Raw genomic sequence first — 15220 nt, forward strand, 5'->3', positions numbered from 1 at the left:
GAGGGTCCGGACCGGCCCGTCACGGGACCGGGTCCGGTCAGCCGACCGGCAGGGACGGCACCGACGGGGCCGACGGGATGCCGCCACCGGTGGCACCCGTGATCAGGTCGACGACGCTGTCCAGCGGGGCCGGCAGCGCGAGGTCGTGCTTCTTGTCGTCGTGCTTCTTGTGGTCCCACTTCTTGTGGTGACCGTGCTTCTTGTGGTGGCCCTTGTCCTTGTCCTTGTCCTTGTCACCGTCGTGCTTCGAGTGACCCTTGTCCTTGCCACCCTCGTCGTAGCCGGTGGTGCCGGCGAAGGCCGCGGCGGGCGCCGCGACGGCCAGGGGGAGCAGCGCTGCGCCGACGAGCGCGCCGCGAACGGACTTCCGCATCTCACAACCTCCATGGTTTGGTCGTTAGACCGTCGCAAACGGTCTTGCCCACTCAACGAGGCTCGGCCGGGCCCGCTACGGCCATTCACCCGTTAGCGTCACCAGCGGAGATAACTGATAGTCAGATGTCGACTACGGCAGGCGGGTGACCGGCTCAGCCACGCGCGCGGGCGGCCGCGGCGGCCAGGATCGGCAGGTAGGCGTCGAGCACCCACGGGATCGACAGGACCGACGGGGCCGAGCTCGCCACCACCCGGTCGGCCCCGACGACCGGGGCGAACCCGCCGCGGGCCATCGCCGGCAGCAGGCCGACGCCGGGCGCGGTCCGGAAGGCCCGTTCCTCGGCCGGCGTCGCGAAGAAGCCGATGACCAGGTCGGACTCGACGCGCGAGAGCAGCTCGCCGCTGACGGTGTAGTAGACCTCCCCACCGCCCGGGGCGTTCTGCTCGACGTAGGGCGCCAGGGTGAGCCCGAGGTCGGTGACCAGCCGGACGCGGACGTCGCCCGCCCGGAAGACCCCGAGCGCACCGGCGTCCATCCCGCCGGTGTAGACGAACGTGGCCCCCGCCAGCTGCGGGTACCGCTGGGCCGCGGCGCGCAGGCGCTGCCCGGTGGAGTCGATCAGCTGCCGGGCCCGCGCCGGGTCGCCGAACACCTGACCGGCGATGCGGGTCTGGTCCTGCCAGCCGGTGGAGTACGGGGCGTCGGGGTAGGCGACGGTCGGGGCGATCGCCGACAGCTGGTCGTACTCGGCCCGCGTCAGCCCGGAGTAGGTGGCCAGCACCAGGTCCGGCCGGGCCGCCGCGACCTGTTCGATCGGCGTCGCCGACAGGTCGTCGGAGCCGATGACCTGCGGGAACCCACCGCCGTGCGCGGTGATCGCGTCGCGCACCCAGGGCAGCACGCCCTCGGCGTCACCGCCGTAGACGGTGCGCGGGATCGCGACCGGCAGCACCCCCATCGCCAGCGCGACGTCGGTGTTCGCCGCGCTGAGCGTGACGACGCGCTGCGGCCGGTCGGGGACGACCGTCTCCCCCAGCGCGTGCCGCACCGTCACCGGGTAGCCCTCCGCGACCGCACCGTCGGTCCCCTGCCCGTCCTGCTGCCGGGCCCCGCACCCGGCGAGGACCAGCAGACCGGCGGCGCCGGCGAGGACGCCGCGACGGCTCACGGAACGGGCGGACAGGGGTGCTGCGGCGAGCGGCACGGTGGACCTCCTTCGGGTGAGTAAGGCGAGCCTAACCTGACCGGTCGACTCCGCGTGATCCGCACCGCTCGTTCGGCGCCCCGGGGGCCGCACCCGTGGCGCGGGGCCGACACCCCGACCGGAGCGCCCGGACCCGCGGGTAGCGTCGCGACCATGCGTGCTCCGGACACCGGCGACCGGGCCGACCGCGACGCCGGCCCCCGCTCCCCCGCGCCCGGTCCCCCGGCCCCTCCGCCCGCGCCCGGCGGACGTCGGCGGCTGCACGAGCCCGCGGCCCCGCCGCCCGCGGGTCCCCCGGGTGCGCCCGGCCCGGTGCTGGCCCCGCCCGCGCCGCCGGTGCCCGAGGGCCGTTCCGGCGACCGGCCCGGCGACCGGCCCGGCGACCGGCCCGCCGCCGTCGCACCGGCCGGGCCGTGGCCGACCGTGCGACCGCCGTCGCTGCGGGCCGTCGTGATCGGGCGGGTCGCGGCCGGGGTCGCGGCGGCGTGGTTCGGCGTCGTCTACTCGATCACCACCGACGTGCACGCCCGCGCCGACCACCTGCTGGCCGCGATCGTCGTCGGCGGGCTGCTGAGCCTGCTCGGCGTGGTGCTGCTGTGGCTGTCGGCGTCGCGGATCCCGGTGCGGGTCGCCCCGGCCCGCGGGCCGGACATGGGCCTGGTGCGCGACCGCGCGGCCGCACGGAAGGTGCTGCGGTCGGGCGGCACCCCGGACGGCGAGCAGCGCAGGCTGATCGCCGTCGACGTGCTCGCCGACGCCCGGCTCCCGCAGGTCGCGGGCGCGGTGTTCGCGCTGCTCGGCCCGCTGGTCATGGCCGCGGTCAACGCCTCGGGTCCGCTCGGCTGGGCCGGCCCGCTGACCGCCGGGCTGATCGTGGTGCTGCTGGCCCTGCTGGGGTGGCGGACATGGACGGCGCACGCGCTGCACCGGCTCGCCGACCGCAGGCACACCGTCCCGCGCTACGAGGAGTCCGGCGCCCCCTGGCGCCCCTGGCCCTGATCCCGCTCGGGGAGCGCCGCTACAGGCCCGCGGCGACGAAGGACAGCTCGGCCTCCATGTCGGTGCGGTCGTCGTCGCCGTGCCGGTCGAGGGCGTAGCGGTGCCCGATCGCCGCGGCCAGCAGCCGGGCGGCGCCGCGGATCCGCTCCGGCGCCCCGCCGCCGGTGGCGAGGACCTCGCGCACCGCGTCCTCCAGCTCACCGGAGCGGCGCAGCAGCGCGTCGCGGACGACCGGGTGGGTGTCGGCCTCGCGCCACAGCAGGTGGGACAGGACCGAGGACGCGTCGAGCGCCCGGTCCAGGGCGGCGACCAGCGCACGCAGCCCGGCGAGCACGTCCCCGGCGACGGCGACGTCCGCCCCGTGCACCGGGTGCGGGAGCCGTTCGACGAGCGCCTCGAGCAGGTCGGGCTTGCGGCGGAAGTAGTAGTGCACCAGCCCCTTCGGCACCCCGGCACGCTCGGCGATGCGCGAGGTGGGCGTCGCGTCGAAGCCGTGCTCGGCGAACAGCCCCTCGGCCGCGTCGAGGATGCGGTCCCGGGCGGGTGCGTCCGGGTCGAACTCGTGGTCCACGGTGCGATCCTCCCCCGGACGCGGCGGAGGCCGCGACCCCTCCGGGTCGCGGCCCCTCACCTGGTCGTCGTGCTGCCGGACGGTCAGTGCGTCGCGAGCGTGCGGTGCTCCGCGTTCGCCGCGGGCAGCGCCGAGGCCGCCACGACGACCGCGAGGACGCCCGCCACCCAGGACGTCCACGACACCCCGGTCAGCGCGCTGTAGCCCATCACCCAGGGGGCGAGGAACAGCAGCACGCCGAGGACACCGTGCACCCATTCGCTCGCCACCGAGCCGGGCACGGCGAGCGACCAGAGGGACGTGGCGGCGAGCACCACGCCCAGTACGACCATCGTCCACGCGGCGGCGGCGTTCGTCGTCGTCACGAGAGGCGAGAGGGCCGTCAGCACACCGATCACGAGAGCGGCCCAGTCCTGCCACCGCTGCCAGGTACGACCAGTGGTCCCAGCCATCGTCAGTCACCTTCTCCTGTGAGGTCCCTGTGGGGATGCCTCCGGTCTACTCCTGGTTGGCCGGCCGGTCAACACCGGGCGGACGGCGGCACAAGTGAGGTGCAAGTCCCCGGCCGGCGGGTGGGCGCACGGTCTGCGGTGTCGAGAGACCGACCGCCCCGAACCCCGAGGAGATCCCGGTGACCACCGCCCGCGACACCCGTACCGCCGACCTGGTCGGCATCACCCTCGCCCACCGCGTCATGCGGGTCGACCTGCACCGGCTCGCGGACGCCGCCCGCGCGATCGCCGACGGCGCGCCCTGCCCGGACCGGCGCGCCCGCGCGCTGCGGAACTGGCTGGGCCACCTGGAGCACGAGATCCACGGCCACCACACCGCCGAGGACGACATCGCCTGGCCGGTGATCGCCCGGCACGCCGGGCACGCCGTCGACCTGGCCGAGCTCAGCGACGACCACGGCCGCCTCGACCCGCTGCTCGCCGCGGTGCGGGAGGCCGCGGCCGCCGTCGTCGCCGCGTCGCAGGGACCGGCCAGGGCGCGGGCGGCGGGCGTGCTCGCGGACCGGCTCGCCGTGGTCCGCGACGAGATCGACGAGCACCTCGACGCCGAGGAGCGCGACCTGTTCCCGGTGATCGAGCGCCACGTGCCCGCCGACGACTGGGACGCCGTCGTCGCGCAGGTGCAGAAGTCCGGGCCGGGCCTGCGGTTCATGCTGCCGCGGATCGTCGCCGTGACCACCCCGCAGGAGTGGGCCGGGATGCGCCGCGAGGCCGGGCCGGTGGTCGTGCTGATGGAGCGGTTGCTGCGCGGCGGCTACCGCAGGCGCTGTGCGCTGGTGTTCGGCACGTCCTGAGCCCCGGGAGCCGGTGCCGTCGAGGGGTCGGCACCGGCCGCCGAGAGCAGCCGCCGGGCGCGGTCGCGCCAGACCGTGGCACCCAGCTCCGCGGCGACCCGCTCGGCCTCGCGCAGGTGGTGGACCCGGCCGCCGCCCGCCGGATCGAGCAGCCCCTCCAGGCCGGCGAGCACCAGGTCGGTGGGGCCGAGCGCGATCGTGCCCGACGACAGCCCCGCCACCGTGCCCGTCCACGGGCGCAGCTGCTCCCGGTACCGCGCGGCGACGTCCCGGTCGGCCAGGCCGACCGCCACCTCGGCGCGCACGCAGGTCCAGATCAGCCAGTAGTAGCTGCGGGCCAGCTCCGCGTCCGGCACCCACACCTCGCGGGCCCGGACGGGGTTGCCCGCGTGCAGGTGGGCCAGCGCGAGGAAGTCCCCGAAGGGCGGCGGCAGCGCGTCGCGGAGCGCCTCGAGCTCGGGGGCCAGCTCGCCGAGGCGGCCCTGGTCGTGCCGCACGACGAACCGCCCCAGCAGCCCCATCAGCGCCCCGTTGACCTGGCCGGCGCCGACCAGCCGGGTCGCGAGGTCGGTGTAGCGCTCCTCGGCGGTGTCCAGCTCCCCGGCGACGAGTGCGCGCAGCGCCGAGAAGATGTGGGCCCAGCCGAGCGTGAACTCCAGCTGCCCGCCCGGGGCCCCGGCGACGGCGGCCTCCGCGTGCCGTGTCGCCGCGTCGAGGTCGTGGCTGCCGGCGGCGACCATCAGCTGCAGGTGGTGGGCCTGCGTGCGGTAGCCGGCGTGCCCGGCCCGGCCGCCGAGCTCGGCCAGCTCCTCCCCCACCGGGGCCAGCTCGTGCCACAGGTCCGGGGCGAGGACGGCGAAGAACCGGGCGTTGAGCGCCCGGCAGCGCAGCAGCGGGTCGACGCCGCGCCCGGTCAGCGCCATGGCCTCCGCCGAGGCGGAGCGGACCCGGTCGTCGTCGTGCCCCTCGATCTCGAACACCAGGGCGGCGAGCAGCCGCACCCGCCGGTCGACGGCGTCGGGCGGGGTCGCCGCGAGCTCGGTCTCGATGAGGTCGATCAGCTCGGCGTCGATGTTCTGGCCCGGCCGGATGGTCCAGCTGACCGGGGTGTCGTAGCTGGTCAGGGCGGCGCCGAGCCACTGCGGCGCGGCGGCCCCCGCCCGCTCGACGGCGGTCCGGCGCTCGGTGAGGGCGGTGTGGCCGTCGCCGCCGCGGGCGAGCTCGGCGACCAGCGCGCAGCGCAGGGCCAGCTCGTCGTCGACGCCGGTTCCGGCCCGTCCGGCGAGCTCGACGGCGCGGCCGTAGAACCGGGCGGCCTCGCGGTGCGAGCCGAACCCCGCGGCGGCCGCGGCGGCGGCACGGACCGCGGCCAGGGCACGGTCCGGGTCGACGGCGGACCCGGCGGCGAGCGCGTGGTGGGCCAGCGGGACCGGGTCGTCGGGCCGCCTGCGGGTGAGGATCGCGTGGGCCGCGGCGTGCAGCCGGGCGCGACGCAGCTGCGGGATGTCGCCGTAGAGGGTGTCGCGGACCAGGTCGTGGGAGAACCGCAGCCGTCCCGGCTCGGGTTCGAGCAGCATCCCGCCGAGCACCGCGGGCTCCAGGGCGTCCAGCGGGTCGGCGCCGTCGGCGGAGGCGGCGAGGTCGAGGGCGTCGTCGGTGTCGAGGTCGCGGCCGAGCACCGAGACCCGGGCCAGCGCGGTGCGGGTGGTCGCGGGCAGCCGGGCCAGGCGCCGGCGCAGCACCTCGCGGACCCCGGCCGGGACGGCGTCGGCCGCGGCGGACGGGCCCTCGGCGGCGACGAGGCGGGCCAGCTCGCGGACGAACAGCGGGTTCCCGCCGGTCCGTTCGGTGATCCGGGCGACCAGCTCGGGTGCGGCGGCGGGCACGCCGTGCCGGTCCAGCATCCCGGCGACGTCGCCCGCGGTCATCGGCGCCGGCTCGATGCGGTCCGCCGTGGGCTCGGCGAGGGCGGCGAGCGCGGCCTGCAGCTCGGCACCCGCCTCGGCCGGGCGCAGGCCCGCGGCGACGAGCACGGGCAGCTCCGCGGCCCCGGCGACGACCGCGCGCAGCAGGGCGAGGGTCTCGGACTCGGCGCGGTGCAGGTCGTCGAGGACCAGCAGCAGCGGCCGCTCCCGACCCGCGACGGCGAGCAGCTCCACCACCGCCCTGGCCAGCCAGAACGTGACCTCGGCGCCGCCGGGACCGGCCGGGGAGCGCAGCGGGGCGAGCCGCTCGACGAGGTCGGCGGGCGGGTCGTGCGCGGTGACGAGCGCGTCGACGATCTCCCGCCACGCCCAGGCCGGCGGGGCGCCGTCGATCTCCGGGCAGCGGCCGGTGACGGCCGTCCAGCCGTCGGCGGTCGCGGCGGCGGCGAACGCGGCGAGCAGCGTGGACTTGCCCGCGCCCGCGTCGGCGGCGACGAGCACCAGCTGCCCGCCGCCGCGGGCCCGCTCCGCGGCGGCGGTGAGCCTGCCGAGCTCGGCCGCCCGCCCGAGCAGGGCCGGGGTCCGCGGGGACGTGTCGGCCGGTGCCGGTACGACCGGGCGCGGCCCTGTTCCACTCCCGGTCGCGTCGGCGCGACCGGCGGGACCGACGCCGGGACCCCCGCCGGTTCCGCCGCCGGGGTCGCCGCCGGGGTCGCGGTGGGCGAGCACGTCCGCCTCGATCGCGCGCAGCCCGGGGCCGGGGTCGACGCCCAGCTCGTCGGCGAGCAGGCGACGGGTGCGGGCCAGCACGGCCAGCGCGTCGGCCTGCCTGCCGGTGCGGTACAGCGCGACGGCCAGCAGTCCGACCGCGTCCTCGCGCAGCGGGTGCTCCCCCACCAGCGCCGTCAGGTCGGGGACGACGGCGTCGGCCCGGCCCAGGCGCAGCCGCGCCCGGGCACGGCGCTCGAGCGCGACCTGACGCAGCTCGTCGAGGCGTTCGGCCTCGGCGCGGGCCCAGGCGGCGTCGGCGAACTCGGCGTAGGCGGGACCGTCCCACAGCGCCAGGGCCTCGCCGAGCAGGGCGTCGGCCCGGTCCGGGGCGGCCGCGGCGGCACGGTCGAGGAGGTCGGTGAAGGCGCGCGCGTCGAGCCCGTCGGGGCCGAGTGCCAGCGCGTAGCCGGGTGGGCGGCTGACCAGCACCGTCGGGACCGCGCGCGGGGACCGGTCGGGTTCGAGCACCCGTCGCAGCCGGGAGACGTGGACCTGCAGCCCGCCGTGCGCCTGCGCGGGCGGGGCGCCCTGCCACAGGTCCTCCACCAGCGTGTCGACGGCGACGACCTCGCCGCCGGCCGCGGCGAGCCGGGCGAGCAGTTCGCGCCGGCGGCCGGAGCCCACCTCGACCGCCGCGCCGTCGACCGTCGCACGGAGCGGGCCGAGGACCCGGACCGTGACCTCCTGCACCCCGGCAATCTAGGACGCGGTGACGCCGGTGTCAGCCCTTCCGGTCCGATCGTCCGGACGATCAGACCGGCAGCAGCGCCTGGACGACGTCGGTGAGCTGCGCGGCGGTACGGCACTCGTGCATCGGGAGGACCTCGCCGTAGCGGGTGGCGGCCGAGTCGCCGGAGCCCCAGCTGCGCTCGGGCTCGGGGTTGAGCCAGTGCGCGTGCCGGACCCGCCCGGCCATCATCGCCAGCGCCCGCAGGTTGGGGTCGCGGTAGTTGGTGCGGCCGTCGCCGAGCACCAGCAGCGACGTCCTCGGGGTGAGCGCGTCGCCGTGGTGCTCCAGGAAGTCGCCGAACGCGCCGCCGTAGTCGGAGTGCCCGTCGACGGCGGTGAGGGTGGCCTCGCGCAGCACCCGCTGCATCACCCCGGACAGCTCCGCGCCGGGTTCGAACAGGTGCGTGACCTCGTCGGTGCGCTCGATGAACGCGAACACCCTTACCTTCGAGAACTGCTCGCGCAGCGCCTGGACCAGCAGCAACGTGAAGTGGCTGAACCCGGCGACGGACCCGGACACGTCGCACAGCAGCACCAGCTCGGGGCGGCCGGGGCGGCGCACCGTGTGCGCCGGGTCCATCGGCACGCCGCCGGTGGACATCGACCGGCGCAGCGTGCGCCGCAGGTCCAGCCGGCCGCGGTTCGAGCGGCGCCGCCGCGCCGACAGCCGCGACGCGAGCCGCCGGGCCAGCGGCTGCACGGTGCGGCGCAGGTCGGCGAGCTGGGTGGCGTTCGCGGTGAGGAAGTCGACCTGGTCGGTCTGGGTGGGGGTGGTGGTGCGGGCGATCTGCTCGCGGCCGCGCTGCTCGGCGGTGCGGCGGCGGACCTCCTCACGGACGACGTCGCGGAACCGGGCGATGCGGTCGCGGATCTCGCGGCGGCGGACCTCGGACACGAAGTCGGTGTCGCCCTCCTCCCGCAGCCCGTCGAGGATCCGGGCGAGCAGCGTGTCCGGGGACAGCGCGTTGAGCGCCTGGTAGGCCGACCAGTTCGGTTTCGCCGTCTGCCCGCGGACGCCCCGCCCGGCGGCGCCGGAGGTCCCGATCGCGTCGACGGCGGCGCGGGCGAGCTCGCGCAGGGTCTCCTCGTCGCCGTCGCGGAGCAGGTCGGCGAGGATCTCGCGCAGCGCGTCGACGTCGACCGGGCCGGTGCCCTCCCCGGACTCGTCGTCGATCCGCGGGACGTCGACGTCGGACGACCCGGCGCCCAGCGCGGGCGGGAACCACAGGTCGAACAGCGCGTCGAAGGTGTCGCGCTGCCCGGAGCGGCGCAGCAGCGCCGCGGCGAGCCCCTCCCGCAGCTGGTCGCGGTGCAGCAGGTCCAGGGCGCCGAGCACGCGGGCCGCGTCGACCGTCTCCCCCGGGCCGACCGCGACATGGTGGCGGCGCAGCGCCGAGACGAAGTCGACGAGGTGCCCGGGCAGGCCGTGCTCCGGGGCCGGAGCGGCGGCGGGCGGGATCGTCACCGGTCCACTATGCGCGACGCGGGTGTGATCGGCGAGGGTCCTCAGCCCACCTTCCACAGGCTCCAGGCGTAGGACGCGGTGGTCGCGCCGGACCACGAGCCGACCCGGGTCCAGCCGGTCGGGTCCGGGTACCGGGTGCGGACGGCGTCGACCCCGCCGGAGTCGTTGCGGAGCACGTAGCGGATCCCGTGCCCGGCCGGGTCGGCCAGCGCGGCGTCGAAGCCGTCGTCGGAGGTGACCAGGAACGTCGACGGGTGCGCCGACGCCGCGAGCACGGCGAACGCGGAGCCGGAGTCGGCCAGCACGCTGCCGTCGGGCAGGTGCAGGGCGTCGATCCGGCGGGCGATCTCCCGGTCCTGGGCCCACATGCCGTTCGCGTCGCCCGCCACCGGCGGCCCGCCGGTCAGGGTGGCGACGACCGGGGCGATCCGGTGGTACTCCTGGGTGGCCCGGACCGGGTCGGTGAGGATCAGCGCGGCCGACCCCCACGCCGACGCGCCGAGCACGGCGACCGCGAGCAGGCAGGCCCCGGCCGCGCGCAGCCGCCCGGGCCGGGTCGCACCGCGCGCGAGCAGCAGCGCCAGCAGCACCGTGACCAGCGGCAGGACCGCGATCTGGTAGCGCAGGAACCCGAACAGCTCGCCCGCGGCGCGCAGCGCCCACTCGAACGCGAGCACCGAGCCGAGCACGGCGACCGGCACCGCGACCGCCGGGTCGCGGCGGCGCAGCGCCGTCACGGCCGCGGCGACGGCGACGAGCGGGCCGAGCGGCGCCAGTGCCCACAGCTGGACGCCGACGTCGCCGAGCCCGCCCGGTGCCCGCGCCCCGCCCGCGGTGAGGGCGGCGTTGCCGTAGGCGGAGGTGAACTGCTCGAACGGCGACCCGACGGTCAGCCAGCTCAGGCCCGCCCACAGCACGAACGCGACGACCGCGGGCCCGCCGACGAGCAGCACGTCGGCCCGCACCGCGGCCCACCGCCGGTGCCGGGTGCGGCGCAGGGTCACGACGGCGACCAGCGCGGTGGCCGCCGCGGCGGCGACGACCGCCTCGTAGCGGGCCAGGTAGCCCAGGCCCAGGAACAGACCCGCGGCGACCAGGTCGGTGTGCCGTCCGGGACCGGCCGTCCAGCGCAGCAGCCGGCGCACCGCGAGCAGCAGGAACAACAGCAGCAGCGCCTCGGTCATCCCGTTGGTCGCGTAGACCACGAGCAGCGGCGCCGCCGCGGTCCCCACCGTCAGCACGGTCCGGGCGGAGCGGCGCACCCGCAGGTCGTGGGCGATGCCGTACACCGTGGCAACGACGCCGGCCATCGCCGGGGCCGACACCAGCACGGCGAGGAACCCGGTCGAGGCCAGGCCGGGCCACACCGCGCGCAGCGGCGCGAACGGCACCATGAGCAGCGCGGGCAGCGGGGTCCAGACGAAGCCGACCGCGGCGAGCTTCGGGTCGGCGGCCGCGGTCACGGTCGCCGCCGCCGACACCCGGGCCAGCGCGTCCTCCATGATCGAGTCGAAGCCGAACACGAGGACCGCGCCGAGCAGCAGATGGCAGGTGAGCGCGGCGAGGAACACGGCCCGGGTCGCGGGGCGGGCCACGGGTGCGGGCGGTGCGACCGGCGCGGGCCGGTCGAGCAGCGCGGTCATCGGACGAGCTCCTGTTCCGCCGGGGCCGCGGACGGGATGTCCAGGCCGTGCGTGGTCTTCTCCCAGTACGACGGGCGCAGCGCGAGCTGCAGCACCGCCTTCGCCGCGGCGGCCGACATCAGCACCCAGTACGCGGGGACGACGAGCGCCGCGGGCGCCAGCCACGGCCGCCCGCCGACCCGGGCGATCGCCAGGCCGCAGTACACCGCGGCGAACGTGCCGACCATCCACACGGCGCTGCCGACGTAGAAGATCGGGGGCGGGAACAGCGCCGCGACGGCGGCGGGTTCGGCGAGGAACCAGAGCAGCGCCATCGCCCAGAACACCGGGTTGAGCAGCGCGAGCACCGGGGTCGCCCACACGAACAGCAGCAGCCCGGTGATCCCGCGCAGGCCGACCGCGCGGCGCAGCTCGCCGGGGGCGCGCAGCGCGACCAGGACGCTCTGCAGGTAGCCCTTGTACCAGCGGGAACGCTGCTTGACCCAGTTGATCGCGTCGCTGTTGGCCTCCTCCAGCGTGGTGGAGCCGAGCATCGCGGTGGTCCAGCCGTGGCGGGCGAGGCGGATGCCGAGGTCGGCGTCCTCGGTGACGTTCCAGGCGTCCCAGCCGCCGAGGCCGACGAGCACGTCGCGGCGGATGTGGTTCGACGTCCCGCCCAGCGGGATCGGGGTGCGGCCCGCCATCAGCCCGGGCAGCAGCCAGCGGAACCAGAGGTCGTACTCCAGGGTGAACCAGCGGGTCAGCAGGTTCTGCTCGGCGTTGTGGTAGCTGAGCCGGGCCTGCAGGCAGGCCAGGTCGGCGCGGCCCCCGGCGGCCGCCCGGTGGAACGCGACGACGGCACGGCGCAGCTGCAGCGGCTCCGGGCGGTCCTCGGCGTCGTAGATGGTGACGAGCTCGCCGGTGGCCTCGGTGAGCCCGAAGTTGCAGGCCTTGGGCTTGGTCCGCGGCGACGACGGCGGCACGACCACGATCCGGATCCCGGTGCCGGGGCAGACCCGGCGGGCCGCGGCGATCGTCGGGGCGTCGTCGGCCTCGAGCAGCAGCAGGATCTCGAGCTTGTCGGCCGGGTACTCCAGCGCGGTCAGCCCGTCGACCAGCCGTGCGACGACGGCGGGCTCGCCGTAGGCCGGCACCAGGACCGTGTAGACGGGCAGGTCGACGTCCGGGACGGCACGGGCGTCGGCGTCGGACACCTGGATCGTGGGGTCGTCGGCGACGGCGCGGCGGACCAGCAGCAGCCGGTGCACCGTGGAGGCGGCGTAGAGCAGCACGACCGCCCCGACCAGCACGACCCCGGTGGCGCGCGGGGCCAGGACGAGACCCACCAGGAGCACGCCCAGCGCGACGGCGGTGACCGTGCGGGCCGGCCGGCTGCGCCGCGGCCGGGCCGACAGTGCCGGGTCGAGGTCGGCGAGGCCGTCGGCGGCCAGCCGGCTGCGGTGCTCCAGCGCGGGGCCGTCGAGGGCGTGCGCGACGGCGGCGGGCAGCGGCGCGACCGGGAGCAGGCGCGGCACGGTCACCACCCCCGCCGGGCGCCGACCCGCACCCCGAGCAGGACCAGCACGGCCAGGACGGCGGCCAGGGGCAGCTGCACCTCCGGCGCCGCGGGCAGCGCCGCCCACCAGCCCGGCCAGGCGAGGACCAGCACCGCGGGGAACGCCCGCAGGCGCCACAGCCGGCGGGTGCCGCACAGCGCGGCGAGCACCGCGACCGACGCCGGCGCGAGGGCGAGACCGGGGACGCCGACCACGACCAGGGCGGTCGCGCCGAGCACGGCGGCCGCGGTGACGATCAGGTCCAGCTCGCGGTCGTGGATGTCCGGGCCGGGCAGCGCGTCGAGGGTCCGGGGCACCGCCGCCACCGCGGCGACGAGCGGCAGGACACCGGCGGCGAGCTCACCCGCCAGGAGATCGATGACACAGAGCGTGACTGCCAGGACACCGAGTAGGACCGGCGCGGCAACGCGGAGCGACACCGTCGCGACCGCCTGCGACGACAGCGGAAGGGGGACGGACTGCCAGGCGCGCAGCGACTCGACCGCTGCCGACCTGCCCATTTCGATGGTCACGCCCGGCCTTCGGTTGCCCGCGACTGGTCGTTACGCGATCGGCCGTCCCGCGGTGCGCGGGACGACGGAGATCATCATTTCTGAGGACGATGTCACTGTGGGTAACGCCGGCGCTCCGGTCGTGCCGCCGAGCCGCGACCGGAGCGCCGGGGTGCACCGCGGTCCCACACCGCGGGGGTCTCTCCGCCTCAGCCGGTGGGGTCGATCGGCACCGGCCGCGGCGTGAACGGGCGGTCGCCCTCGACCAGGCGCACCCCGCCGACGCCGCCGGGGTCGTCGGCGTAGTCGAGGGCCTTCGCCAGGTCGCTGACGCCGTTCGTGCCGGGGGCCGGGGCCAGGTTCAGCGTCGACAGGACGCCGAGGGCCCGCCCGTCGGCGGTCAGGTAGCCGGAGCCGGAGTCGCCGGGGACGCCCGGCAGGACGGTGACGACGGTGTGCGTCCAGCCGCCGCCCGCGGTGCCGGTCGTGGTGCCGGTCTTCGGCTGCAGCGCCCGGATGCCCTGGCGCAGCGAGGAGTTGCCGTAGCCGAAGACGATCTCGCCGGCGGCGACGCCGTCGGTGTCGACCCCCGTCGGGCCGCCGTGGAACGGCACCGAGGGGCTCGTCCGCGCCGCGTCCTGCGGGCTCAGCTCGACCAGCGCGAAGTCGTTGTACCGGCAGGTGTCCGGGTCGGTCTCGCCCCGCTCCTGCATGCTCAGCCAGGAGGAGTACGCCAGCCGGCCCGGCGCGCTCGCGCCCTCGACCTCGACCGGGGTGCCGAGCGGCAGCGACCCGGCCTCGCACCCGTCCACCTCGGTGGTGCCGCCGGTACCCGCGCAGTGCGCGGCCTGCCCGATGAAGGTCGCGGACCCGTCGGTGAACACGAAGTTCGCGGTGCACTGCGCACCCTCGGGTCCGGTGCGGGTCATGACGCCCGGGTGCACGCCGGCGTCGGGGGCACCGTCCTGCGCCGACGCGGTGCCGGTGACGGCGAGCCCGAGCGCGAGCACGGCGCCGGCGGCCAGGCCGGCACGCAGCAGACGGCGGGCGGTGCGGGGCAGTTCCGGGAGGGCGTTCATCGGTGGGCCTCCGGTCGCTGGGGAGCATGTAACCGGCACAACTCACACCACCCGTCCCGGTTACGGCCGGTGCCCCGATCGCGTCGATCTTCACTACATCGGGGCGAGGAACGTGACCGCCGATCGGCCGTGCGTGACCCGCCGTTCAGTTCAGACGCAGCTCGGCGGCCGCCTTGTCGGCATCCGAGCGGTGCTTGAGCACGACACCGAGGGTGGCGCGGACGGCGTCGTCGTCGAGGGTGTCGAGGCCGAGCGCGAGCAGGGTGCGGCCCCAGTCGATGGTCTCGGCGACGCTGGGGGCCTTGCGCAGCTCCATCGCGCGCAGCACCCGCACGGTGCGGACCAGGGCGTCGGTGAGCTGCTCGGTCAGCTCCGGGACCCGGGCGAGGACGATCCGGCGCTCCAGGTCGGCGTCGGGGAAGTCCAGGTGCAGGAACAGGCAGCGGCGCTTGAGCGCCTCGGACAGCTCACGGGTGGAGTTGGAGGTCAGCAGCACGAACGGCCGCCGGTTCGCGGTGACGGTGCCCAGCTCGGGGATGGAGACCTGGAAGTCGGACAGGACCTCCAGCAGCAGACCCTCGACCTCGACGTCGGCCTTGTCGATCTCGTCGATCAGCAGCACGGTCGGGTCGGTGCGCCGGATCGCGGTGAGCAGCGGGCGCGGGAGCAGGAACTCCTCGGAGAACACGTCGTCGCGGGTGGAGTCCCAGTCCGCGCCGTCCGCGCCACGCTGCCCGGCGGTGATCCGCAGCAGCTGCTTGGCGTGGTTCCACTCGTAGAGCGCGCGGGCCTCGTCGATGCCCTCGTAGCACTGCAGGCGCACCAGCCCGGACCCCGTCGCCGCGGCGACGGCCTTGGCCAGCTCGGTCTTCCCGACCCCGGCGGGGCCCTCGACGAGCAGCGGCTTGCCGAGCCGGTCCGCGAGGAACACCGTGGTCGCGACGGCGGTCGAGGCCAGGTAGCCGGCGTCGGCGAGCCGGGCGGTCACGTCCGCGACGGAGCCGAAGACCGGGCGGTGGGTGGGGCTGTCGGGCGACACGCGATCATCCTGCACGCCAGGCCGGCGGCGCGTCGGACGGGTGGCCCGGTTCACACCCCGGCGGCC

Annotated in this window: 13 protein-coding genes; 2 read left to right on the forward strand and 11 right to left on the reverse strand. The window is 76.6% G+C overall.

Going from position 1 to position 15220, the window contains the following annotated elements:
* Positions 1 to 37 precede the first annotated feature (37 nt).
* Together WHI96_RS06310 and WHI96_RS06315 are read right to left on the reverse strand one after the other, a co-directional pair.
* Entirely contained in the window at positions 38 to 373 is a 336-nt protein-coding gene (locus tag WHI96_RS06310; protein ID WP_345642421.1) for a hypothetical protein, read from the reverse strand.
* Between the two features lie 154 nt (positions 374 to 527).
* On the reverse strand, positions 528 to 1580 hold the full coding sequence (locus tag WHI96_RS06315) for an ABC transporter substrate-binding protein (RefSeq protein WP_345642424.1): 1053 nt from the start codon (positions 1578 to 1580) through the stop codon (positions 528 to 530).
* A 153-nt stretch (positions 1581 to 1733) separates the two neighbouring features.
* Here WHI96_RS06315 and WHI96_RS06320 point away from each other — a divergent pair, with 153 nt between their 5' ends.
* Entirely contained in the window at positions 1734 to 2579 is an 846-nt protein-coding gene (locus tag WHI96_RS06320) for a hypothetical protein (protein ID WP_345642426.1), read from the forward strand.
* A gap of 19 nt (positions 2580 to 2598) precedes the next feature.
* On the opposite strand, the gene WHI96_RS06325 is transcribed toward WHI96_RS06320, so the two are convergent.
* Together WHI96_RS06325 and WHI96_RS06330 are read right to left on the reverse strand one after the other, a co-directional pair.
* Positions 2599 to 3150: a TetR/AcrR family transcriptional regulator gene (locus tag WHI96_RS06325; RefSeq protein ID WP_345642429.1), complete on the reverse strand. Its 552-nt coding sequence runs from the start codon at positions 3148 to 3150 to the stop codon at positions 2599 to 2601.
* A gap of 83 nt (positions 3151 to 3233) precedes the next feature.
* Positions 3234 to 3602, reverse strand: coding sequence for an SPW repeat domain-containing protein (locus WHI96_RS06330; RefSeq protein WP_345642431.1), 369 nt, complete (start codon positions 3600 to 3602; stop codon positions 3234 to 3236).
* A gap of 179 nt (positions 3603 to 3781) precedes the next feature.
* On the opposite strand from WHI96_RS06330, the gene WHI96_RS06335 reads away from it, so the two are divergent.
* Positions 3782 to 4456 (forward strand): hemerythrin domain-containing protein, encoded by a 675-nt coding sequence (locus WHI96_RS06335; protein ID WP_345642434.1) that lies wholly within the window; start codon positions 3782 to 3784, stop codon positions 4454 to 4456.
* On the opposite strand, the gene WHI96_RS06340 is transcribed toward WHI96_RS06335, so the two are convergent.
* From WHI96_RS06340 to WHI96_RS06370, 7 genes are all read right to left on the reverse strand, one after another.
* On the reverse strand, positions 4417 to 7842 hold the full coding sequence (locus WHI96_RS06340) for an ATP-binding protein (RefSeq protein ID WP_345642437.1): 3426 nt from the start codon (positions 7840 to 7842) through the stop codon (positions 4417 to 4419). The genes WHI96_RS06335 and WHI96_RS06340 overlap by 40 nt on opposite strands.
* 61 nt (positions 7843 to 7903) lie before the next feature.
* Positions 7904 to 9346 carry a vWA domain-containing protein gene (locus WHI96_RS06345; RefSeq protein WP_345642440.1) on the reverse strand — a complete coding sequence of 481 codons (1443 nt, stop codon included), beginning with the start codon at positions 9344 to 9346 and terminating at the stop codon, positions 7904 to 7906.
* Between the two features lie 41 nt (positions 9347 to 9387).
* Positions 9388 to 10989, reverse strand: coding sequence for a glycosyltransferase family 39 protein (locus WHI96_RS06350; protein ID WP_345642443.1), 1602 nt, complete (start codon positions 10987 to 10989; stop codon positions 9388 to 9390).
* Entirely contained in the window at positions 10986 to 12503 is a 1518-nt protein-coding gene (locus WHI96_RS06355) for a glycosyltransferase (protein WP_345642446.1), read from the reverse strand. Before WHI96_RS06355 ends, WHI96_RS06350 begins: the two co-directional genes overlap by 4 nt.
* Positions 12504 to 12505: 2 nt before the next feature.
* Positions 12506 to 13057, reverse strand: a complete 552-nt coding sequence (locus tag WHI96_RS06360; protein WP_345642449.1) for a hypothetical protein — start codon at positions 13055 to 13057, stop codon at positions 12506 to 12508.
* Positions 13058 to 13245: 188 nt separating this feature from the next.
* Positions 13246 to 14115 carry a serine protease gene (locus WHI96_RS06365; RefSeq protein WP_345642452.1) on the reverse strand — a complete coding sequence of 290 codons (870 nt, stop codon included), beginning with the start codon at positions 14113 to 14115 and terminating at the stop codon, positions 13246 to 13248.
* A gap of 145 nt (positions 14116 to 14260) precedes the next feature.
* The gene (locus WHI96_RS06370; RefSeq protein WP_345642455.1) at positions 14261 to 15154 is read right to left on the reverse strand and encodes an AAA family ATPase; all 894 of its coding nucleotides are present in this window, start codon (positions 15152 to 15154) and stop codon (positions 14261 to 14263) included.
* Between the last annotated feature and the right edge of the window lie 66 nt (positions 15155 to 15220).

Source organism: Pseudonocardia tropica, from assembly GCF_040105315.1.
Classification (GTDB): Bacteria; Actinomycetota; Actinomycetes; order Mycobacteriales; family Pseudonocardiaceae; genus Pseudonocardia; species Pseudonocardia alni.